The organism is Streptomyces sp. NPDC094147, assembly GCF_044764265.1.
Classification (GTDB): Bacteria; Actinomycetota; Actinomycetes; order Streptomycetales; family Streptomycetaceae; genus Streptomyces.
Genome location: NZ_JBIWHT010000029.1, coordinates 1 through 21259, shown reverse-complemented (window position 1 = coordinate 21259; position 21259 = coordinate 1). Strand labels below are relative to the sequence as shown.

At 69.3% G+C, this 21259-nt stretch carries 20 protein-coding genes; 15 read left to right on the top strand and 5 right to left on the bottom strand.

The window, feature by feature from the left end; genetic code table 11:
* Window positions 1-41 precede the first annotated feature (41 nt).
* The 13 genes from ACIQ8J_RS29630 (at window position 42) to ACIQ8J_RS29570 (ending at window position 13019) form a co-directional block, all read left to right on the top strand.
* Window positions 42-434 carry a hypothetical protein gene (locus tag ACIQ8J_RS29630; protein ID WP_403276763.1) on the top strand — a complete coding sequence of 131 codons (393 nt, stop codon included), beginning with the start codon at window positions 42-44 and terminating at the stop codon, window positions 432-434.
* Window positions 435-466: 32 nt separating this feature from the next.
* Entirely contained in the window at window positions 467-1267 is an 801-nt protein-coding gene (locus ACIQ8J_RS29625; protein ID WP_403607992.1) for a nucleotidyltransferase domain-containing protein, read from the top strand.
* A gap of 235 nt (window positions 1268-1502) precedes the next feature.
* Window positions 1503-3089: a Mu transposase C-terminal domain-containing protein gene (locus ACIQ8J_RS29620; RefSeq protein ID WP_403276759.1), complete on the top strand. Its 1587-nt coding sequence runs from the start codon at window positions 1503-1505 to the stop codon at window positions 3087-3089.
* Between the two features lie 3 nt (window positions 3090-3092).
* The gene (locus ACIQ8J_RS29615) at window positions 3093-3875 is read left to right on the top strand and encodes an AAA family ATPase (RefSeq protein ID WP_403276757.1); all 783 of its coding nucleotides are present in this window, start codon (window positions 3093-3095) and stop codon (window positions 3873-3875) included.
* A gap of 1 nt (window position 3876) precedes the next feature.
* Window positions 3877-5103, top strand: coding sequence for a hypothetical protein (locus ACIQ8J_RS29610; RefSeq protein WP_403276755.1), 1227 nt, complete (start codon window positions 3877-3879; stop codon window positions 5101-5103).
* A gap of 464 nt (window positions 5104-5567) precedes the next feature.
* On the top strand, window positions 5568-7163 hold the full coding sequence (locus ACIQ8J_RS29605) for a Mu transposase C-terminal domain-containing protein (protein WP_403276753.1): 1596 nt from the start codon (window positions 5568-5570) through the stop codon (window positions 7161-7163).
* Entirely contained in the window at window positions 7156-7932 is a 777-nt protein-coding gene (locus tag ACIQ8J_RS29600; RefSeq protein WP_403276751.1) for an AAA family ATPase, read from the top strand. Before ACIQ8J_RS29605 ends, ACIQ8J_RS29600 begins: the two co-directional genes overlap by 8 nt.
* Complete coding sequence (locus tag ACIQ8J_RS29595) at window positions 7926-8729, top strand: AAA family ATPase (RefSeq protein WP_403276749.1); 804 nt, start codon at window positions 7926-7928, stop codon at window positions 8727-8729. The genes ACIQ8J_RS29600 and ACIQ8J_RS29595 overlap by 7 nt, the downstream gene beginning before the upstream one ends.
* Before the next feature lie 62 nt (window positions 8730-8791).
* Window positions 8792-9907 carry a hypothetical protein gene (locus ACIQ8J_RS29590; protein WP_403276747.1) on the top strand — a complete coding sequence of 372 codons (1116 nt, stop codon included), beginning with the start codon at window positions 8792-8794 and terminating at the stop codon, window positions 9905-9907.
* 2 nt (window positions 9908-9909) lie between these two features.
* Window positions 9910-10620, top strand: a complete 711-nt coding sequence (locus ACIQ8J_RS29585) for a hypothetical protein (protein WP_403276745.1) — start codon at window positions 9910-9912, stop codon at window positions 10618-10620.
* Window positions 10621-10952: 332 nt separating this feature from the next.
* Window positions 10953-11354, top strand: a complete 402-nt coding sequence (locus ACIQ8J_RS29580) for a hypothetical protein (RefSeq protein WP_403276743.1) — start codon at window positions 10953-10955, stop codon at window positions 11352-11354.
* A gap of 289 nt (window positions 11355-11643) precedes the next feature.
* Complete coding sequence (locus tag ACIQ8J_RS29575) at window positions 11644-12579, top strand: DUF6192 family protein (RefSeq protein ID WP_403276741.1); 936 nt, start codon at window positions 11644-11646, stop codon at window positions 12577-12579.
* The gene (locus ACIQ8J_RS29570; protein WP_403276739.1) at window positions 12576-13019 is read left to right on the top strand and encodes a hypothetical protein; all 444 of its coding nucleotides are present in this window, start codon (window positions 12576-12578) and stop codon (window positions 13017-13019) included. Before ACIQ8J_RS29575 ends, ACIQ8J_RS29570 begins: the two co-directional genes overlap by 4 nt.
* A gap of 120 nt (window positions 13020-13139) precedes the next feature.
* Here the strand turns inward: ACIQ8J_RS29570 and ACIQ8J_RS29565 are convergent, their stop codons facing one another.
* From ACIQ8J_RS29565 to ACIQ8J_RS29555, 3 genes are all read right to left on the bottom strand, one after another.
* A complete protein-coding gene (locus ACIQ8J_RS29565) occupies window positions 13140-13295 on the bottom strand; it encodes a hypothetical protein (RefSeq protein WP_403276737.1) in 156 nt (51 codons plus the stop codon).
* Window positions 13296-13434: 139 nt separating this feature from the next.
* Window positions 13435-14529, bottom strand: a complete 1095-nt coding sequence (locus tag ACIQ8J_RS29560; RefSeq protein WP_403276734.1) for a hypothetical protein — start codon at window positions 14527-14529, stop codon at window positions 13435-13437.
* A gap of 68 nt (window positions 14530-14597) precedes the next feature.
* Window positions 14598-14861: a hypothetical protein gene (locus ACIQ8J_RS29555; RefSeq protein ID WP_403276732.1), complete on the bottom strand. Its 264-nt coding sequence runs from the start codon at window positions 14859-14861 to the stop codon at window positions 14598-14600.
* 698 nt (window positions 14862-15559) lie between these two features.
* Between ACIQ8J_RS29555 and ACIQ8J_RS29550 the strand changes: the two genes are divergently transcribed.
* The gene (locus tag ACIQ8J_RS29550) at window positions 15560-16516 is read left to right on the top strand and encodes a helicase associated domain-containing protein (RefSeq protein ID WP_403276731.1); all 957 of its coding nucleotides are present in this window, start codon (window positions 15560-15562) and stop codon (window positions 16514-16516) included.
* Between the two features lie 64 nt (window positions 16517-16580).
* On the opposite strand, the gene ACIQ8J_RS29545 is transcribed toward ACIQ8J_RS29550, so the two are convergent.
* Both ACIQ8J_RS29545 and ACIQ8J_RS29540 read right to left on the bottom strand, forming a co-directional pair.
* Window positions 16581-19274, bottom strand: a complete 2694-nt coding sequence (locus ACIQ8J_RS29545) for a Helicase associated domain protein (RefSeq protein ID WP_403276730.1) — start codon at window positions 19272-19274, stop codon at window positions 16581-16583.
* Window positions 19271-20281, bottom strand: a complete 1011-nt coding sequence (locus ACIQ8J_RS29540; RefSeq protein WP_403276729.1) for a hypothetical protein — start codon at window positions 20279-20281, stop codon at window positions 19271-19273. Before ACIQ8J_RS29540 ends, ACIQ8J_RS29545 begins: the two co-directional genes overlap by 4 nt.
* 260 nt (window positions 20282-20541) lie before the next feature.
* Here ACIQ8J_RS29540 and ACIQ8J_RS29535 point away from each other — a divergent pair, with 260 nt between their 5' ends.
* A complete protein-coding gene (locus tag ACIQ8J_RS29535; RefSeq protein WP_403276728.1) occupies window positions 20542-20973 on the top strand; it encodes a hypothetical protein in 432 nt (143 codons plus the stop codon).
* Window positions 20974-21259 lie beyond the last annotated feature (286 nt).

Sequence of the window (21259 nt, the reverse complement as noted above, 5' to 3'; positions counted from 1 at the left end):
TTGCGGGTGACCCGTGTCATGAGTGCCTTGTCGCTGTTCTCGTGCCGTTGCTGCGCCGGTCGTTTCCTTTTGACGGGGGAGGCTTTGGCGGGTCGTACGAGTTGAGGCTGGCTGTTGATGAGGCCGAGGCGCTGGGCGGAGTTGATCTGATTCGGTCGGCGATGCGTAAGGCAGCCCGGTCTCTGGGTTGGTCGCGGCTTCAGACGTTCGGTGGTTCCTATCTGCAGGTTGCTGTGGCGGGGGTGGTGGACCGGCGGGAGGTTCCGGAGGAGTTCGCGGCGGCTGTCGAGGATTTTCGGACGGGCCGGATGAGGGCTTCGGCCGAGGTGGTGTCCCAGACGCTTCAGGACGGTAGGCGCAGGGCGGTGCCGGGTTCTGTCTATGTGACGACGCAGGAGTTCCGCGCAGCCTTCGCTGAAAGCGTGCCGGGATGAAGCGTGAGCGGGCGACTCGGCTGCTGGGAGACATGATCATTCGTCTTGAACAGGGCGGCTGGCCGCTGAGCCTGGTGGACGAGGTGTATGTCTTCGGGTCGTATGTGCGTGGGGCGCTGGAGCCGAACGACGTGGATGTCGTGGTGGAGCACGGTACGGACAAGCGATGGCTGGGTGAGTCGCTGCATGCGTCGATCAACGGGCGTGATGCGTATGTGGGGATGCGGCAGGCGCTGCGTGGCCGCACCAGAGGCATCTCGTTCCAGTTCCGGGGGCGTGATTCTCTGCGCGCCGAGGGCTTCGACCTGTTCCTGCTGTGGCGTAGAGGGGAGCCTCTTTCCGTGGCCCGGGACCGCCTGACTTCTTTGAAGGAGGACCGATCAGCGGGTACGGCTCCGAGAGACCACGTGTTGACGGCGTTCCAAGGCGTAGAAAGCCTTGTTCCGAGGCCAGCAAGAATCGAGCTGTTCAAGCGCCACGTGACAGGGCGAGTTCGGATCACTCAGTTGACGCTTCGCGACGGGTATCCCGCGGACGAGGAGATCGCCTGGCATGTAAGACGCCGTTGGGTGGAAACGAGCCCGCTGCGCCGAGTTGCGGCGTGCGCCCTGGTCACGTTGGAGGCTGAGGGCGTCGACTTGAACAGTGTTGTACTGCACGGAAAGCGGCTTTTCGGACGCGGCCAGCCCGAACGCTGTTTCGTTGGTCTCGGCTGGAGCGGCTTCGGGCACATGGGGCGCCGGCTGGACGTGGGCTGTAGCTGGCTGGAGGTTATGCGTCCTCACACGACCAAGCCCATGGACGCACTCTTCGTCCAGCCGGTCCGGCGCTGACAGCTGCTGAGGTTCTACCGGTCATACGCACCGATGCCGTGGCGACACCTACTGTGCAGTTTCCCTTCGATCGTGTGCCGGAGCCCGGTGTGTCGGGCTGGATTCAGCGTGGCGTGGACATCACCCCAGAAGACAGGACCTTGATGCATCGGGGGTGATGGTGGTGTCCAGGCGGGCCCGTACCTTCGACGACGGATTCTTCGAGCGATGGCTGGGCTCGGGGCGTGGGGGTGCGGTGGCACGGCTGTTGGCACTGGACGCCAAGGGGGAACTCACCACTGCCCATGCTCAGTTGGTCGCTTCGGCGATGGGCGTGTCACTGCGGACGGTGTGGAACTGGGTGGCCGTGGCGCGTAGGGAAGGACGTCTGTTGCCCCACTGTCCTTCAAGGGTTTCGGTGACTCCTGACTTCCGCGCCCGTCTGACGGTGTGGGGCGGGAACGTGGCTGCCGTCCACCGGGAACTGGTTGCCGAGGCAGCCGCCGCTGGAGATGCAAGCGCTGTGCCTTCCCTGCGTACCTTGCAGCGCGCTGTTCGCCAGGACCTTTCCGCGGGGGAGCGTGCCGGGTTGCGGTCTGGTGAGGCGGGTCGGCGACGTCATGACGTGTTCGGGAAGCGTCCGCGTACGCATCGGAACGCCTGCTGGGAGGGGGATCACAAGCGGATTCCGGTGCGGGTGGATGTCGAGGGGCGGGCGGAGTGTCCGTGGGTGACGTGGTTTGTCGATGTGGCGACGAAGGTGATTGTGGGGGTGGCGGTCACTCCGCATGAGCCGGCCCGTGACGCGGTGCTGGCGGCGTTGCGGGCGGGGATCAGCCGGCAGGATCCGTACGGGCCGTGCGGGGGCCTGCCGGGGGTGGTGCGGGTGGATCGGGGCAAGGAGTTCCTGTGCAGGACGGTGGAGCGTGCTCTGGGTGCCTTCGCGGTCCCGGTGGACGACCTGCCGGCTTATAAGCCGTATCGGAAGGGCACGGTCGAGGCGTTGAACGGCGCGTTGGAGGAGATGCTGCTGGTCTCGTTGCCGGGCTATACCCGCCGTGCCCGGCCGGTCGGCGTGTACCGCCCCGATGTGGTGGAGGATCTGCTCTCGTATCCGGACTTCGTGCAGGTGCTGCTGGACTGGGTGCGGTGGTGGAACACCGAGCACCGGCCCGCCGGTCTGGATGCGGGTCTGACGCCGCTGGTGGCGTGGGAGGCGGACCCGACCCCTGTTGAGGAGGTGCCGGAGGAGCGGCTGGCGTTTTTCGGACTGGAGGACGACGGCAGAACGCGGAAGATCTCGACGAGCGGGATCAGGTGGCGGCGCCGCTTCTACGTTGCGCCGTGGATGGTCGGGCACGTTGGGACGAAAGTCCGGCTGCGGTATCTGCCGCACTACGACGGGCAGACCGAGGTGTTCTCCACTGAGGAGCGGGGCCGGCATCTGGGCAGCGCGTATCTGGCGGAGGCGGCGACGGTGGAGCAGCGCCGTGCGCTGAGTTCGGTCAGGGAGAAGAAGGCCCGGCAGCTGAAGGCGGATCTGAAGGCGGCGGAGAAGCTGCGCAAGGCCCGGTACACCGCCACGACCACGGCTGCCGCGCCTCGTCCGCGGCGCACGGTTACTTCCTCTCAGGCCGAGGCGGAGATCGCCCGGGCCAGGGGCGTGGATCTGGCGGCCCGGGCGCTGCCGGACTTGATCCCTCCCCGTGAGCCCCCGGCCTCCTGGGCCCGTCCGGTTGTCCGCCCTCGCCGGGCGGCCGACTCGCAGGTGGACGCCGGACAGGCAGTCGATGGCGAGCCGCCTGCAGGGGCAGATGTACGTGACGACAGCGGGGAGCGTTGATCAATGGCGACTGCCGAACGACAGGGCCGGTTGCCCCGTGAGCGGGAAGACCACTTCATGCGTCTGCCGGGCGCCCAAGTAGTCTCCACGCGTGCCCTGTTGATGGTGCGGGAGAACATCCGTGCCGCGATCGAGGCCAGGGCGATGATCTGTATCTACGGGCAGGCAGGCCGGGGCAAGTCGTTGGCGGTGAACACCTCGCTGCGTGAGCTCGCGCCGAAGCTGACGCGCCGGATCCAGTTCCGGGCCCGTCCCTCGACCCGTGACCTGCGCCACGAGCTGTTCCATGCCCTCGGCTTGCAGGGACGTCCGCCCGCCCACGCGATTGAGTTCGACCGCATGCTGCGCGGCGCCCTGGAGGAGACGCACGTCCTGGTCTGTGACGAGGCGCAGTGGCTGTCGAAGATGTGCTTCGAATACCTGCGCTACTTGTGGGATGACATCAGTTCGGACCTGACGATCGTGTTCACGGGCGGCGACGGCTGTTTCGAGATGCTGCAGAGCGAGCCGATGCTGGAGTCCCGGGTGTATGCGTGGCAGGAGATCGAGCCCATGCCGCTGGAGGAGGTCCTCACCGTCGTCCCGGCGTTTCACCCGGTCTGGGCGGACGCGGACCCAGACCTGATCGCCATGTGCGATGACGAGGCCGCACATGGCAACTTCCGGGCCTGGGCGAAGATCACCCATCACCTGACCGCCGGGATGAAGGAGTCCGGACGGATGCTGGACGAGGACCTGTTGCGCTGGTCCTACAGCAAACTGCGCCAACGCCCGGTGGTGGCCTGACGTGCTGGACTGCCCGAACCCGCCGCCGGTCACGGTGGTCCTGGACCCGTACGACGACGTGGTCCACACCCGTGCGGCCTTGGCATCCCACGCCCCGCATCACGGACGTCTCACCGTGCACCCCACTCCGGGCGTCGATGCAGCTATCGCGCTCGCCCACGACATCCTCGCCGCCCTGGGCAAGCCCGTCCCGCTATCCGGCTGCCGACAGCTCGATCCGGGCCTGACGTGGTCGATCACCGCCGCCTGGATCCTCGCTACCCCCATCACCCACCTCACCCTGCTGCGTGCCCACTTGCTCACTCCGCACCGTTTCAGGGATCTCCTTGCCCTGCGCCGGCGCACCGGGGTCCGCCTGGTTCTCGTCTGCCACCACCGAACCATGCGGGCATTCCTGGAACGCGAACTGCGGCAGGTGGACCACCACATCGCCGAGGCCTCCGCACTGCTGCCCGAGGCCGAACCGACCATCCTGGAGGGACAGGCACCTTATGCGGTGCGGCCGTTGGCGAACCGCTGGATCAGCCTGCCGGCCCTGACCACCTTCGCCGCCTTCGACGACGAGAGTGGCTCGTGCCGGTGTGCTGCGCTGATGGCGGCGGACCGGGATTTCTTCGCACCGGTGATGCCGCCGGTCACTGAGGCTGAGGTGGCTTGGCGGCTTCACCGTGCCACCGCCCACCCGTACTTGGCGGCTCAGCTGGCCACGGCGGTGTTCACCGCGGCTTCTGTCACACAGCTCGATACCGCGCACGTCCACGACCTGGCCCCGGACGCCTCGACCATCACACTGCACGACCGCGGGCTCCGCGGGGGCTGCATGACGCACCACGTTCCCACCTGGGCCCGCTCCCTGCTGAGGGCCGCCGCTTTCGTCTGGCGCATCGAGACCGGGACCAACGGGCCGCTCTTCAGCGATCCACTGGGAAGCGCGGGGCTTCCGTCCCTGACAGCCTTTGCCGAAGGCTGCAAGCTCCGCCCGCCCCAGCCACCTCGTCCCAAAAGACGCCGTAGCCGGGGCGGGACGACCCCGAATCCGAAGCAGCCCGAGAAGACCATCTGGCCTGTGTGCACCGCCCATTACCGGTGCTCATGGGCCATGACTGAACCCGACCTGATGCAGGGCTGCCCGTACCCGCCTCCCCACACTCGAAAAACCATCGCCAGGCGGAAGAAGGGATGGCTGCCACCGGACTACGGACTGCGCGAGCTTCAACCCCCGCGCTGAGCAGGAAGATTGAGGGGGCGAAGTGGCTCGGTGTATGTGAACGGTAGTAAGACATGGTTGCGCACTGACCTCCATGTGCCCGGATCTAAGTGGAGTGCTGCGCAAGTTGGTCGGTGTCGCCGGTCAGTGGAACTGAGCAGTCGTCATGGTTTTGACCTGGGGTTGTGTAGTGTGAGCTGTGGGGTGGGTGTCGCTGGTTGATGCGGGTGGTTGTCACTGTGGTTGAGGGCCTGGTCGGGGGCCCTTTTTTGTTGTCCGGGGTGGTGACAGGTGCCCGTGTTTCCTGGTGTCGGGTGGCCGTGTTGGCCGGTGTCGTTGTGTCCGTGTGTCCTTTGCCGGTCGGGTGGTGTGTAGCAGGCGGGGTGGGGGCGGGGAGTGGTTTTCGGGTGGGTTCATCATCTCGGGGCGGGGAAGCGTTTTTGTGTTTTGGCGGGGTGCTGGGTGGCTCTCTAGCGTCCGTGGTTGTGGAGGGTGAGGACCCCGGCGATGGGCCGGACGTGTCGATGGGCGGGCAGAGAGAGCTGTTGCGTGGCGCTGCGGTGCGGCAGCTTCAACGGCGGCGTGTGGCGGGGGAGTTGTCGACGGGGCATGTGCGGCTGGTGGCCCGGTCGTTGGATGTGAGTGTGCGTACGGTGTGGCGGTGGCTGGCTCGTGCGGAGTCGACGGGTTCGCCGGATCCGGTGCCGCGTGCGTGTCTTGTGGTGACGGACGAGGTTGTTGATGTGCTCGCGGACAGTTTGGGGAATGTGAAGCGGGCGCATGAGGAGTTGGTACGGCGGGCCCGGGTGGCGGGGGTACGGCCGCCGGGTCTGACGACGTTGCATGATGCGATCCGCCGGGATCTCACGCCGGGTTTCATGGCGGGGCTGCGGGAGGGGGTTCCTGCTGCGCGTGGCCACGATCCGGCGTTCAAGCGGCCTGCCGTGTGCCGGAATGAGGTGTGGGAGGGGGACCACAAGCAGGCTCCGCTGCGGGTCGGTATGCCGGACGATTCGCTGGCCAGGGTGTGGGTGACGTGGTTCGAGGACCGGGCCACCTCGGTGGTGATGGGCTGGGCGGTCACCGCGGCGTCGGTGCACCGGGGTTCGGTGCTGGCGGCGTTGCGTTCGGCGGTGCTGCGCGGGGACGTCTACGGTCCGGCCGGCGGGCTGCCGCGCCTGGTGCGGATCGATGGCGGTGCGGACTTCGTCTCCAAGGCGGTGCGGGCGGCGTTCGGCGCGCTGGACGTACCGGTGCAGGTGGTGGGGTCCGCGCGGTTGAAGGGTGGTGTGGAGAGGCTGAACCGCACTGCGGTGACCCGGTTTTTCGCGGATCTGCCCCGTTACTCGAAGGCCCCGCTGCTGGATCACAAGACCCGTCTGGGGCAGGACGATCCGGCGCTCACCTTCGAGGCCTTCGTGACCCTGCTGCGTAACTGGGTTCACGAGCACAACACCGGGCATGTTGTGGCGCGTACGGGGATGACACCGCTGGCCGCGTGGGAGGCCGACCCAGCTCCGGTGCGGGATATCGATCCTGAGGATCTGCGCGCGTACCTGCTGGAGAGTGACGGCAGACCCCGCACGATCACCAGTCATGGCGTGGATTTCCACGGCCGTTCCTACATGCCCCTTGACGGGGTGGGGCGGATCGGGATGCGGGTCCATGTGCGGTGGATGCCGCACCATGCGCATGAGATCGATCTCTACACCGTGCGCGGCAACCGGTACCTGGGGCGTGCCGTGTTGTCGGATGAGGCGAGTGAGGCCGAGCGGGCCAGGGTCTTTGTGGCCCGCGACGAGCGCGACCGGCGGCTGCGCCGTGCTTTGGAGCGTTCAGCGGCTCGCCGCCGTACGCGGTATGACGCTTCGACGCAGCCCGGCCCGCCCGCTCAGGCGAGCCGGGTGACCCGGCGTGAGGCCGCCTCCGAACTGGCCGAAGACTGCGGCACTTTGGGCCGCGCACGCCTCAGGCGCGCCGAGCCCGCCGTCTATCAGCCGCGTAACGCCCCGGCCCCCGGCTGGAAGATGCCCGCCCGTCCCCGTACTCCGGCACGTACCGACAAGGACCCACATGAGTGATCAGGCACCCGAGCCGGGTGAACGCCCGGTGCTGCGGCCGCAGTTCTTCCTCGACGTGCCCGGTTCGTCGTTGGTGACCACGGATGTGTTGCTGCAGGTGCAGGACACGATCGTGGAGACGATCGAGGCGAGGGCGATGTCGCTGATCTACGGGGACGCAGGGCTCGGCAAGACCTTCGCCACCCGTGCCGCTTTGCGGCAGGTGGCCCCGGACCTGCTGCTCTCCCTGGAGTTCGCACGCTCGCGGCCGGGCCCGAAGGACTTGCGCGAGGAGTTGTTCGTACAGATGCGGCTGCCGGGGAAGATGCCGGGCACGGCCACGCCGCTGTACCGGCTGCTGCTGTCCGCGCTGCCTAGGCGCCCGTACGTGATCGTGTGCGACGAGTCCCAGCAGTACAGCCGCCAGTGCTTCGAGTTCATCCGCAACGCGTGGGACAACACCCGCACCAACCGCCCGGCGGTGATCTTCATTGGTGGCCGTGAGGCGAACGACACCCTGCAAAGTGATCCGGCACTGGCCTCGCGGATCTGCACCCGTACCGAGGTCCTTGCCATGTCGGAGGACGAGGCGTTGAGCGTGGTTCCCGACACCCATCCGGTGTGGGCCACCGTGGACACCGCCCTCCTGCAGCACATCGACCGGGTGCACGCCGACGGCTCGATGCGTGAGTGGGCCAAGGTCACTCACCATGTCCTCAAAGGCCTCAAGCACTTCAAGACCGACACGGTCGACCGGAGCGTTGTCGACTGGGCGTTGAAGCAGTGCTGAGCTGCGCGCCCGGTGGCCCGGTAGCCGGGTTTGCTCCGCTGCCGGTAGCCGTCGATGAAGCCCTGCACTTCCTGGCCGTGCCGGGGATGCGGGCGCTGGCCACGCCCGGGCTCGCTGCCACCGCACGTGCTGTCGCCCGCGGTGTCGCCGAGCAGGCCATGGTGTGCGTGACCGGGCCGTCCGGGGTGGGCAAGACGTTCGCTGCCCAGGCCACGCTCACAGCCCATCCGCCCGCGCATTGCTTGCTGTTGCGGCTGCGCTCGCGGCCTGATCCGTGCGATCTGCGCTGCGCGTTCCATGAGGCCCTCGGCCTCGCGGGCCCGCCCCCGACGGATCCGGGGACCGCCGATGAGCTGGTCCTTGAGGCGCTGGGCGGCCGGTCCCGCATCGTGGTGGTGGACGAGGCCCACCAACTGTCGCCCGCCTGCTTCGAATACCTGCGCTATGTGTACGACGCCGTCCCGGGCGGGGTGTGCATGGTGCTCGTCGCAGCACAGGACGGTGGGCAGGTATTAGGTGAGGTGCGCATGCTGGCCTCCCGCTGTATGGCCTGGGTGAGGATCGGCCCGTTGCCCCCGGATCAGGTGCCGTCAGCCGCGCGCGGTCTGCACCCCGTATGGCACCGGGCTCCCGACACGCTGTTGCACCATGCGGACGCCAGGTTCGCCCACGGACGGCTGCGCGCCTGGGCGGCGCTGACCCATCACACCCGCCGCGCCCTGCGCTCCCGACCCGAGCCTGTGACGGGGGAGTTGCTCGAACGTATCGCCTGCCGCGTTGGGCCGGTGCCCCGGTGACGGCTGGGGCCGTGCGGGCTGCCCCGCCCCTGCCGCCTCTGTGGGCCGAGGGCCGCCCCTGGATGCCCACCTGGCTGCCGGACCGCGCCGAGCCCCCACCGCGCCTGCCGGCGCTGACCGTGGTGTACGACGCGGGCGACGACAAGGCGTTCATGGACTGGGCCCTTGCCGTCCACGCCCCGCCGGCCGGCCGTATCACGGTGCATCCGGCGCCGGCGGCCGGTGCCCCGGCTGCCCTGGCCCACGACCTGCTGCGCGCCCTGGGCAAGCATTTGCCCCTGGCGGGGAGCGAGGAGGGCGTCTGCTGGACGCGTGATGCCCGCACCGCCTGGCGCACGGCGGCGGCGTGGATCTGGGCGCTGCGCATCGGCCATGTCCTGCTCACCCGCGCCCATCTCATCACCGTGCGCCATCTCGAGCGGCTCTTCGCGCTGGCTCATCTCACCGGCATCCGCCTGGCCCTGGTGTGCCATGGCCCGCTCGCACCCGAGGCGGCGGCCGCCGTGGACAGCCTCGGCCCGCAGACGGTACATACCCTTGCGGCGGCCCGCCGCAGCGTGCCCACCGCCCCCGCTGCCGTGACGGCGGGCCGGTATCCCTGGTGGGAGAAAGCCCCGTTCCCGCCGCCGAACGACGAGCCCTGCTTCCTGCTGCCGTACGCACCACGCCCCTGTACCACCGGTGAACTCCGGGCAGCACAGTGCCGTCTGGGCCGCTCCGTCCTGCCGCTTGCCGCGCCCGGCCAGCCTGCCGGCGGCCCCGATGCCGCGCCCGATCCGCATCTGGCGGTCCTGGCCCGCCGCATCCATACCCGTGTCGCCCACCCCGTGCACGCCGCGGCGCTGGCTGTACAGGTCCTGACGGGCCGCCCGGTGGATTCGCTGAGGCAGCTGCGTGCCACCGCCTTCGCGCCGTCCGCCCTGGGCGCGGTCCCCGCGGGCACCCATGTGTCTGTCCCGGCGTGGGCGGCGGACCTGGTGGAGGCGGCCCGCTGCTTCAGGGACCTGGACGGCCGCGCGGGCAGCCTCCGCTTCTTCCGCCTGACCGCGTGGGACCGGATCGCGGTGGACGAGGCGGCCCAGGCGTGTGGCCTGGTCACCAGTCGGCCCCTCGCGGCCCACACCGCGCCGGGGACGGGGCGTGCAAGACTCAGCACGCCTACCGCTGTGAGGAGTTGATGATGGCAGAGCCCGGCAGTGAACTGTTCGAAGCGATCCGCCGTGACTACCGCGACGGCGACAAGCTGCCCCGTTCCCTGGCCGCCCGCCACCATGTCTCGCACGAGGAGGTCAGGGACGTGCTCTCCACCGTTTTGCCCCTGCGGCCGCAGCCGGCCGGCGAGGACGAACTGCGCGCGTACGCACAGCGCCTGGACGCGCTGCTTGAGGAGGACGCGGCCAGACCCCCTGCTGAGCGGCGGTCGGTCTTCGAGCTCTATCAGGACTTCGCTCGCCGCACCGACCGTGTCAGGGTGTCCTACCGGTGGGTGTGGGAGTACCTCACGGCCCGCCGGCCCGAGCCCGCCGCGGACAGCCGTCCTTCCGCCCCACCGGCAGGTCCCCAGCCCTCCGTGAGGCCGGTCTCCAGCGGGACATGGGCATCCGGCGTCCCCGTGGACATGCCGTCCTTCATCACCTACCTGATCACCCACGCGGCGCAGCACCTGACGGAACTGAAGATCGAGGGGTCCCTTCCCGCAGCCGAGGGCGTCGAGCTCGGTATGGCGTCTCTGGGCCAGGCCGCGTCTCTGATCAGCCAGGCCCTCAACGAACTGGCCCTCGCCGGAAGAGGAAGCGGCCAGTCCTGGGCGCAGATGAGCCTGTGGGCGGACATGCCCGAAGAGGAACTCACCCAGCAGGTCAGGGACTACCACCACCTCATGACGTCCTGACGGCCACCTCCCGCGCCCTGGGGCGGCAGCTGATCGGCAGCGTGGGCTGCCGCGCGGTGGTATCTGCGCCGACCAGCACACTTCCCCGTACCGCCCTGGGCCGTGTGTGCCGTGCCGGGGCTTGTGCCCTTTCGTCCGCCGGGGCGCGCTGCTGCGCCCCGCTCCCCGGCGGCCTTCCCCTGCGCGCGGTGCGCGCTGCGTGCGCCTGCCGCCTGTGCTGCCGGGGCGGGACGCTTCAGGTAGAGGGAAACAGGCAGCCGGGTTGTGCCGGTACGCGGCATCGTGCCGTCCGGAGCGTGCGGCATGGCCGGGCCCAGGACAGGGAGCCCGGGATGGGCAGGAGCAAGGACTCCGCGGGTGATGCCCGCGAGCGGGGGCGGCGCATCATGCGGTCCCAGACCGCCGTCAGCTTCGAACTGGGCGATCTGCTCGAGGAGTTGCTGGCCACCTGCCCGCGGGGGCAGGGCGAGGCCGGTGTCCTCGCCGGGTTCGCTGCGCAGCTCGGCTGCAGTGCGAGCAGCCTGAGGGCCTACCGGCGGGTGGCCCGGGCCTGGCCGGCCCAGACGCGCCGCGCGGATGTGCCGTGGACTGTCTACCGCGAACTCGCCGGCCGGCCGGACCGGTTCGCACTCATTCGCCCGGAGCATTCCGGCGGCCCCGGCCTTGCCGCCCGCGGGCGTACTGTTGCCGCCCCGCAGGCCGGCAACGGTCTCCCGGATACACCGGCCAACTGACCCGAGCGGACCGCTCGGGCCAAGCGGCGCGGCGGAACCCCGGTGCCGTATCCACCACAGGAGTTCCGCACAAGGAAGCAGCTGCGCCCCTTCGTCCGCCGGGGCGTGTGCTGCTGCGCTCCGCTTTCTGGCGCCCTTCCACTGCTGGTGGCGCGTGTTGCGGTGCGCCTGCCGCTCGTGCTGCCGGGGCGGGATGCTGCGGGCAGGGGAAACTGCCGGGTGTGCCGGCACGCGGCATCATGCCGCCTGGGGCGTGAGGGCAGGACCGGCCTGAGGCACGGAGTTCCAGATGAGTGTCCTTGAAGTGCCCGCGGGCTATACCCGTGAGCAGTGGGGGGAGTACGTCCAGCGCGGGCGCCGCATCATGCGGTCCAAGAGCGCCAGCAACTTCGAACTCGGCGACCTCCTCAACGAGATCATCGACGCCAACCCGCACGGTCATGGCGAGGTCACCGCCACCCTCACCATCTACGCCAGGCAGATCCGCGCTGCCTTCGACACCCTGCAGAAGTACCGGTACGTGGCGAAGGCCTGGCCCGTCGAGATGCGGCGCGAGGATGTCCCCTGGAGCGTCCACGAGGCACTTGCAGGAAAGCCGAACCGGTTCGCCTTGATCCGAGAGGATCCCGGCGACGAACTCGACCCTGCTGGCCACGGCCACTGGACCAGGGACGCAGCGCGGCGCGCCCGTGACTCCCGCCCTGATACACCGAGCACTCCCACCGAGCGGATCGGCCATGCCAAGCGGCTGCTGCGCGTCACAGACGAGGCAGCCGAAGCAGTGAAACAGCTCGCCGAACGCACTGAAGTGATCAACAAGGCCATGGAGAGCCCTGCCTTCCGGCAGACGGTCCGAGATGCACAGCGAGATCTAGCTCTCCGGGTCGAAGAGGAAAACCGCAGGCAGACCCAGCTGCCCACCCCCGCACCCGAACCGCAGATGAGTGCGCCACCGTCGGGCCCGACGGTGGCCCACCAGCAGACGCCCACAGCGGTCCTCAAAATCCTGGGGCAGTGCACGAGTTTCTGCGTGGTGATGCAGAACGCGGTCGTCGCCGCTCAGGAAGAGGTCCTCACCGACGAGCAGGAGGCGGCGGTCCTGGACAGCCTGGCGAAAGTCCGCGCGGTGTGCGACTGGTGCGAGCACGTCGTGACCACCGGCCAGTCCGGCATGGACGAGGCCCTCGCGCGACTGCTGGATGACGGGCGGAGCGGTCTGTCATGAACCATCCGCGCCGCTCACCGGCCGACGTGGGCATGGAGCTGTGGGACCTGGCCAAGGGAACCGCGGACGAGGGCATGGTCCGCAAGATGGCCCTCGACCACATGAGTGCCCACCAGTTCGAGGTCGCCAAGGTCTGGGACCGCGACGAGATGTGCCCGCTGGCCAACGAGTGCTTCCTGTACGCCCTGGGCCGCTACTTCGTCTCCCTCGACCCCAGGCTGTCGGTCCTGGCAGTCAGCCGCGAACTTCACTTCATGCACCACCGGGCGGTGCGCCTGGAATGCAGTGCGGTCGCCCCGCTGATCCGCACCGACCACGTCACCCCCCAACTGCAGGTGGTGCACAAGGCCCTCGCCGACGTGATCAAGGCGACCGCCGCGATGCGCGGCGCCGGCTTCAGCGCCGAGATGGCCGTCCGCCTCCAGGCTCCCACTCCGTAACCGGCCGGCGGGCAGCTGCGCCCCGTTCGCGGCAGAGCCTCGTGTTCACGCCCAGTCGATGCCAAGTTGGGCGAGTTGCTGTTCGTTGAGTTTGTCGCGGCGGTTCTTCTGGTTGGAGGCTCACACGCCGAGGCGTACGTCGTGGTCCTGGCTGTCGACGGTGATCCGTTCGGTGTGCTGCCGCAGAATGACGGTCCGCTGCTCACGCTGGACATACTGCGCAAGCGCCGCAAGCCCCCGGCTGAAGGCCTCCGCGCCCCGCGCCGTCCCTGGCATTCGTACACCTCCCCGCGCCACCGGTCCGTCCGGCAGCCTCTGCTGCCTCCCCCGTCGACCGCGTGCTGAAGGGCTCGATCTTGGTCGCTCTGAACACACCGACGGGGCGCCGGCTCCAGCGCACAGCGCCCTGCCCGGGTCAGGCAGCCTGGCCGCTGCCTTCTTCCAATGTCGGGAGCATGAGCTGGCCGTCCGGTACGAGGGGGGCTGCGATCCAGTGCGTCAGCCCGCGGGCCAGGAAGTTGCTGGAGGCCCGCAGTGCCTGGAAGACCTGACGCCGGAATGGCAGGTCGGCCCATGTGATGGAGTTGACGAGCAGGGCCAGCAGGGGCTCGGGGATTTCGGCGCGGCCCCGCAGGAACGGGGTCAGGGTCTGCGGATCGAGGACGTTCCCGTTGGGGAGGACGTGTTCGGCGCGCAGGACGTCGCGGGAGAGGGCCAGCAGCAGTCGGTGCTGGGCGTTCCGCATCCGCTGGTAGTGCAGCGTCCTCCGGCCGGGGTCTCCCCCTCCCGTCATGAGCTTGACCGATGTATTCAGGGCTGCCACCGAGTGGCGGACCTCCACATGGTTGGTCCGGTCCGACTGTTCCGCGACCATCTGTCGCGTCCGGCCGATGAACTGGAACACGTCGGCGGTCAGGTCGTCCGACCCGGTGCGGCTGAGCGCCATCAGCCAGGCCTCCAGGCTCGCCGTCGAGCGGACTCCGCAGCCCAGCAGCAGCGACCGCAGCAGCTCCGGGGTGAAGGACCGGCGGCCGGACAGAGCGGCGTGATAGCTGCTGTGGGAGTAGCCGGTGCTCTTCGCGGCGACAGCGCGCAGGCTCAGGTCGTAGAACCGCAGCAGCCAGCGGAGCGCTTCACGGAGCTGGTCGGCGGTCTCGACCGGCGGGGGGAACACCTTCCCGGACGTCACCCAGCGCTCGATGCACTCCCGCCGGCTCACCGCGCCGCCGTCCGCGCGCTCAGGTCCCTGGGTGAGCCGTACGGTCTGCCACCGGTCGTGCCACTCGTCCGGATCACCGCCGCAGGCCGTGACATAGCCCCGCACCGCGTTCCAGGTGGGGAAGTACTGGCCGCTCTGCGCCTTGGACAGGGCGGCCGTCGACATTGCGCAGGCGCAGGACATCTCCTGCAGGGTGGGTCCGCCCGCGCGGTCGCGCAGCTGGCGGAGGTCATGAGCCAGGTCCACCAGCGGACTGCTGACGGCCGGCAGGGGGTTGAGGGGGCGGGCCACGGCGGTGTCTCCTTTCCCGGGGCCGAAGCCGGGGTGCCGACAGGAGTCGACACCCCGGAAGGGAAGGGTCAGGGACGGGTGTTGCGCAGGTCTCCCATGATCATGAGACCCGCGCCGATGACACCGGCAGCCTCCTGCAGCGATACGCCGCAGAGGGTGAGCACGGTGAACGTGGCCAGGATGACCGCGAGCTGGACCACGGGGATCCAGCTGCGAGCCGACTGCTCCTCCACCTCCACCGGCTCCGGAGCACTCTCAAGGTGTTCCGGAACGCGCTGGACGCGCGGGCGGGGCTGGACAGCGCGGGATATGTGCGTGCGGCGCTTGCGCAAGTGGGTTCCTCACTTCAGGGAAATGTCGATCCCGGATGGAGCAGGAGCTCCAGCACGGGTCCGGCTGGTCTGGACGGTGAAGCGCTCAACTTCCGTGTGACGTATGGGACTTGACGGACCTGTTGGCAGACAGGTGAGTCATCGCGCCACGCTACCCATGCCGGAGCGGCGACATCCCACAGCCGCGCATATGCGGGACACGCGCGAAATAATGGCCCCGGCCCCGTTTGTGGATGCCCCGCGAACGCTTCCGGCGGTTATTTCGCCGGCGTCCCGCACGGCGGATTAAGAACTCGCCTGTGCTCTGCCGAAAAAACTTGATCTGTGCAGGTCGGAGTGCTGCGTTGTTTCGCAGATGTATAGCGTTGTCCACTGGGCATTGTCACGATCATGGCCGGGGACGACTCTTAAGACCTCACTCCGGGCGCGTACGCCGCGCACGGCTAAGGGTGAATGTCTATTGGTCTGGACAGACGCCAGTGGAATGGTGGTCCCCGTGGCAGCGGGGCACCCCAGATTTCCCTCCGTACCTCTGCGGTACGGCAGGACGACGACGAGGCGGGACCCCGACACGCGGGGTTCCTCCTCAGTCATGTTCAGTTGGGGCCCGCGTCGGCCCTGATTCCCGGACAGCTCGGTCCGCCGTCCGTCAGTCCTTCTTCGGCTTCGGCTTGGGCTGGCGTTGGGAGTGGGCGCCCATGCCGCCCGCCATCGGGTTCGCCGGCCTCTGCGAGCCGGAACTCGTCCGGCCGGGTGTCGCCGCGGCCGGCGTGGGTCTGGATTCCGGACTGGACTCCTGCGGTCGCCGTGCGGTGTGGGAGGCGGGCTTCGCACAGGCCCAGAGCTACCACCGCGAGAGCGGCCACCTCGACGTCCCCAGCCGCCACCTGACCGGCGACCGTTTCTACCTCGGCTGGTGGGTCGGCCAACAGCGCTCCCTGCGCCACAACCGGATGCTTCTGCCCGACCGCATCGAACGCCTCGACGCACTCGGCATGACCTGGCAGCACCCCTCCCACAGCATCGAATACAAACTCGACGTCGCCCGCGACTACACCTCGCGCCACGGGCACCTCGCTCCCCGCACCACCGAACACCACGGCGGCATCCACCTCGGCCGCTGGCTCGCCGACCGCCGTCGCGAAGCACGCGAGCGGACCCTGCCGTTCTGCTACCACCGCGCCCTCAACGAGATCTATCCCTGGTGGAATGCCGACTGGGGGGCCGAGTGGAAACGCACCTACGCCCAGGCCCTCACCGCAGCCCGCCGTGGCGGTCTCGCCTTCCCCGGCCGGCGCCCCGGCAGCGACGACTCCCTCCTCGCCCGCTGGCTCGACCAGCAGATCGCCCGGCTGCCCCTCCTCGCCGACACCCAGCACAACCTCCTCGGCGCTCTCCCGCTCACCCACCCCCTCGCCCTCCTGCTGCGCCGCCCCCGCGGCGCAGCCGAATGGGCCTTCGCCCGCGGGCTGCGCGCCGCCCGTGCCTTCTGGCTCCAGCACCAACACCTCAACGTCCCCCGCACCTACACCTGCGACCTCGACGGCACCGACTTCCACCTGGGCCGATGGATCGCCGAACGGCGCCACCACCCCGCCCGGCTCACCCGCGAGCAACTGGACGCCCTCCAAGCCCTCGACATGCGCTGGCGCTGACCCGCGCCCCACCACGCCCGACCCCGTCACCGCCCGCCGGCTGCCCCCGGATATCGCTGCCTCACTACGCCCATTCCACGCCCAGCTCGGCGAGCGCTGCCCGCTGGGGCGGGATCAGTTTGTCGCGGCGGCTCTTGGTGTTGGACATCCACACGCCGAGCTTCACCACCGCCGGCGCGGTCTCGCCCTCTATCACGATCTCCTCCGCGTGGGCCCTGGGGACGCGGTGGTGGCCTTCGCGGGCAATGTACTGCGCGAGGGCTGCTACGCCCCGCTGGAAGGCCGTTGACGCCTTCCCTGCCTTCTTCCCGACACTCTTGGCAGCCGGTGCCGGGGTGGGGTGTTCGGCGGGTGTGATGCCGAGCTTGGACAGTCGCTTGCGCTGCTCGCCGGTCAGCTGCGCCCAGGTGTCCGCCTGTTGCTGCCGCTTCAGCCATTTCCCGAGGTCGTCGCCTTCGAAGAGCACGCCCGGTTCGATCACGGGCAGGAGGCCGTCGGCCTCGTCGGCGGCGAGGTCGGCCAGGACGCGGTAGTGGCGTTGCCAGTCGAGTGGCCAGGGGCAGTTCCAGTCCTGGTCGATCGCGGTGAGCTGGGAGGCGCGGTCGGTTCGCCGTTCCTTGTCTTTGCCGAGGCCGCCTGTGCGGCGGAGGTTGGCCATGATCTGGCCGATGGGCACGGGCTCGCCGTTTTCACCGTCGGCGGGCCAGACGGCGTCCTGGCGTGGTGCGAGGTGTCCGTGGGCGTGGTGGTAGGTGGCAAGGGCCCGGAGCTTGGTTTCCCAGGCCTCCTCGCCTGGCTCCCACACCATGCCTTCGTCGTCGAGCTGTTTCTTGCGATGGTCTTCGAGCAGGCCCGCGCGCAGGGCTTTGCGCTGCTGGTGGATCCACCGTCCGAGCGGGTAGGTGCTGGTGGCGCCGGCTCGGGTTTCGGCGGTGTAGGGGACGGCGTACAGGCCGGTGATGTGGTGCTCGGTGCGCCACTTGCGCAGCGCCTGGTAGCCCTCCAGCCACACGAGTGATTCCGGCCGGTAGACGCGGGTGCGCAGGAAGGCGGCGATGGCGGCGGGATCGCGCGGGCTGGAGAAGTGCAGCAGCGCCGACTCCACCGCCGCCTCGGTCCTGTCCTCCTCCTGGTCCTCGCCACCACCGCCGTCCTTGTCGCTGTCGCTGCTGGTGGCGGCGATGATGTGGCCGTCCGCGTCGCGTCTCACGTGCACCCGTCGTTGCTGCGCGCTGCGGGTCAGGGCGTGGGAGGCGAGTTGTTCGACGAGGTGTTCGTCGTGGGAGCGCAGGCCTTGGAGGATGGCGACGAGCGGTGCGTAGCTGGCCGAGGCGATCATGTCGTGGGGGTCTTCGCCGGGTTCGAGGAAGACCGGCACGATGATCCGGGCGACCTTCGTTGTCCCGTCGGGGTTGGGGCGCAGGGCGCGGCCGATGTTCTGGACGATCTCGACCTGCGACCCACGGGTGTCGGCGAAACACACGGCCTCGACGCCCCGCTCACCGGTGATGTCGACGCCCTCGCCGAGAACCCGCACGGAGGCGAGAAAAGCGCGGTGCACGCGCCGGTTGTTGGCGTCGATGCCGTTTGCGAACTGGCGGAGTACTTCGCGTCGTTCGGCGACGAGGTGGTCGCCGCACAGCCACGCGGACCAGACCCGGTCCGGGGGTACGTGGCGGCCGGTCTCCAGCTCGTAGAGGCGGGCGTCGATCGAGGATGCGGGGAGCTCCTCCGCCTCGGCCAGAACCGGGGCGGAGGGTTCGGTGGCGTAGAGCTCGGCGGCGGTCTTGGGCAGCTTCGCGGCGAACGCTTCGGCTTCCTCGACCCGGTGATGGAACGTCATGACGGTGCGCAGATTGTGCGCCGCGGCGTGTTCCAGGAGCGCGGTCTGCAGCAGCGCCAGCCGCCGCCCCCGCACCGCCTCCTCCGACCCACCCAGGACCGGGGCCGGGTCGCGGATCTCCAGCACGTCGATCTCGAAGGCGGCGAGGATCTCCCGGGTGATCGCCTCGGACAGCCCGAGCTCGTAAATCCACCTCCCGTACGTCCCGCCCGGGTCATCGGCCATGGAGGCGATCTCCAGCTCGCGCCCGTCCTTGTCGCGCTGTGGCCGGGGGGCGGCCAGGATCCGCGGCGTGGCCGTCAGGTACAGCCGGAAGCCGGCCGGGATCCGGGCGTTGTCGTGGATGGCCGCCCACGCCCGGCCGAGGTCACCTGCGGTGCCGTGGGCCTCGTCCACGACGGCCAGGTCGAAACGGTCCATCTGCTGCCCGTACAACCGCTCCCCGCCCGCCAAGGCCGTCTCCAGCGGCCCGCGCACCTTCCCCATTCCCAGCTCGTCGTCGCGGTCGACGAGCGAGGCGTACGTGGCGAGCACGACGACCGGCCCGGACCCGGCCCACAGGGCCAGCTGGATCGAGTTCGTGGTCGACCGCACCCCCAGCGATGTGAGGACCGCATCGTTGTCCAGCGAACACACCGCCACCATGGAGGAGTTGTGGCCGATGGTGCGCCACGCCTGGGCGGTCTGCACCAGCAGGTCCAGGGTGGGCACCATCACCAGGATCCGGCCTGACGGGAAGTACTCGCGCGCGGCGTCCGCGGCGGTGTACGTCTTCCCCGACCCGGTCGCCGACACCAACGTGGCCCGGGCCCCCTCGGCGGGCACAAAAGATCTTGCAGGGAATCCGACCCATTTCCGGATACGTGCTTTCGCGTCCTCCTGGTGTTCACGGAGAAGAATGGCGGGTTGTTTCACGGGGCGCTCCGCTGCTGTACCGGGCGATTACACATGTGCGTTTCGGGGGTGGGGCGAGGACGCTTCACGCGCTGGTCCGCCAGGCCTGACGCAGGAGTTCGAGACCGGCGTCCCCGCCCTCCCGGGTCCCAGATCCCTTCGAGGCGGAACGGGGCGGCCGTAAGCCGCTCGCAGAACACGATGCCCTCGGGCCGAGCGGCCAGGAGGCAGACCTCGTCGGGGTAGGGGCCCTGCGGCCCGTAAGCCAGGTAGAGCCGCGTGAACCGCCCGCGGTGGGCACGGACGAACCGGGCAAGCCGCTCCGGATACCCGGCCAGCTCACCGGCGCTGACACACCGCAGGACCACAGCGAGCGTCCGCAAGGACACCTCCCTGTCCCACTTGCTGCGCCCGGTCAGCTCGCGGTAGAGCCGCTCCACCACGGCCAGGACCCGCTCGACGTACACGGCCTCCACTGCCGCCAACGGGTCCTCGGCCACAGCGGCCTGCCCGGCCGACACCGCCGCGGCGTCCGCAGGACCACCGTCCGTGAGGCCGTCACCGGCCGCCCCGAGCGCTTCCACCGCCCGGCGGTGCTCCTCGCTGCCGGGAAGGGAGCCGTCCAGGGCCTGGCGGGCGAAGGCCCGCAGCCGCACCAGCTCGCCGGTCTCCTTCTCCCGCGCCTCGGCGAGATGGGCGGTGAACCCGGCGGACCGCACCGCCCGACAGTGCTCCTCCCAGATGCGGTCCGCCCGCTCCACCAGACACCCGGTGAACGTCTCACCGGCATCCAACCAGCCCTGGCCGTACGCGTCGTCGTGCCCGTCGGGGACGAAGTCGACCAGCTCCGACACCCAGCTGTACGCGGCCGCCACCGCCCCGGCCTCCAAAGCGCCCACCAGCTCGTCCGCCTCTGGCGCCGGGACTCCGGCCGTGGCCAGGACCTCGAACAAACGCAGCCGTGCATGGACGCCCGCCGTCCCGAACTGGCCGATCCTGCGCAACGGATCACCGCTCAACTCCCCCAACACAGAAGAGTCTCCGATAACCTCGTTCCGTTCGGTCATCCGCGAATTCCCCTCACGAGCCGTCCAAGCGCTCCTGCACCTACCCCTACAAGATGCCTCCTATTTCTACCAACACTACATTGCATCATCCCGACCGTCCGGACTACGCTGAAACCCACTCCGAACGAGCGACTCCACCCTCAAGCCCGCGCAGCGCCTGCGCCCAGTCTGAAGTCCGAAGTGAAGTCCGAAGCCCCAGAAAAGACAGGTAGACGCTGGTTGTGACCAACGAGTGGTATGTCCTCATCGAGGAGGACAGCTGGATAAACGAACGCGCCGATGGAGTGGCCTTGAGGTTGCATCGGTGGACGCTGGTGGGTGCTCACCGTATTGGCGGGGATCAGGCGGAGGCGGTCGCTGCGGCCGAGGATGCGGCGTTGCGTTATATACCGCGGGGGCTGGCTCGGCGTGCGCGGCCGGGGGATGAGCCGGCGCGGGAGGCGTTCCTGGCTCAGGACGGTGCGTGGGTGGTGCTGGTGAGGCAGCGTCACCGTGAATGCCACTTCCGGGTGAGCACGGCCCGGCTCGTGCATGCGCGGGCAGAGAAGGAAGCACCGAAGAAGAGCCTGAAAGAGAAGTTCCGTGGCGCACTGGATGGCCCGCCGCCCCTGGTGGAGCCGTGGACCCCGCCGGGCAAACGAGAACAAGCCTGACCCCGAGCTCCTCCGCCCCCAGAGCCCGCCTTCTTGTAGCCAGACCGGCCCGCGGAGCGGGCCTGGGGCTTGGAGGCGCAGCCGGAAAGCCAGCGGGGGAGCGCAGCGAGCCCGTTCAGCCGAGCAACGCGAGGCCAAGTCCCAAGCGCAGCGCGGGACTTCACGGACCCGGAGGGTCCGGCCGAGCAAAGCGAGGCAACTGCATTGCGCAGCAATGCAGTTCACCAGGGAGCGCAGCGAGCTGGTCTCTGCTCAGCGCGCAGCGCTGAGGTACCCGCTCCGCGGG

What these genes read in the sequence shown, in the direction of transcription:
- ACIQ8J_RS29565 (WP_403276737.1), bottom strand. Translation starts at nt 13,295, where the DNA reads ATGCCAGGGACGGCGCGGGGCGCGGAGGCCTTCAGCCGGGGGCTTGCG.
- ACIQ8J_RS29550 (WP_403276731.1), top strand. Translation starts at nt 15,560, where the DNA reads ATGCCGCCCGCCATCGGGTTCGCCGGCCTCTGCGAGCCGGAACTCGTC.
- ACIQ8J_RS29585 (WP_403276745.1), top strand. Translation starts at nt 9,910, where the DNA reads ATGGCAGAGCCCGGCAGTGAACTGTTCGAAGCGATCCGCCGTGACTAC.
- ACIQ8J_RS29575 (WP_403276741.1), top strand. Translation starts at nt 11,644, where the DNA reads ATGAGTGTCCTTGAAGTGCCCGCGGGCTATACCCGTGAGCAGTGGGGG.
- ACIQ8J_RS29590 (WP_403276747.1), top strand. Translation starts at nt 8,792, where the DNA reads ATGCCCACCTGGCTGCCGGACCGCGCCGAGCCCCCACCGCGCCTGCCG.
- ACIQ8J_RS29570 (WP_403276739.1), top strand. Translation starts at nt 12,576, where the DNA reads ATGAACCATCCGCGCCGCTCACCGGCCGACGTGGGCATGGAGCTGTGG.
- ACIQ8J_RS29600 (WP_403276751.1), top strand. Translation starts at nt 7,156, where the DNA reads ATGAGTGATCAGGCACCCGAGCCGGGTGAACGCCCGGTGCTGCGGCCG.
- ACIQ8J_RS29625 (WP_403607992.1), top strand. Translation starts at nt 467, where the DNA reads ATGATCATTCGTCTTGAACAGGGCGGCTGGCCGCTGAGCCTGGTGGAC.
- ACIQ8J_RS29615 (WP_403276757.1), top strand. Translation starts at nt 3,093, where the DNA reads ATGGCGACTGCCGAACGACAGGGCCGGTTGCCCCGTGAGCGGGAAGAC.
- ACIQ8J_RS29580 (WP_403276743.1), top strand. Translation starts at nt 10,953, where the DNA reads ATGGGCAGGAGCAAGGACTCCGCGGGTGATGCCCGCGAGCGGGGGCGG.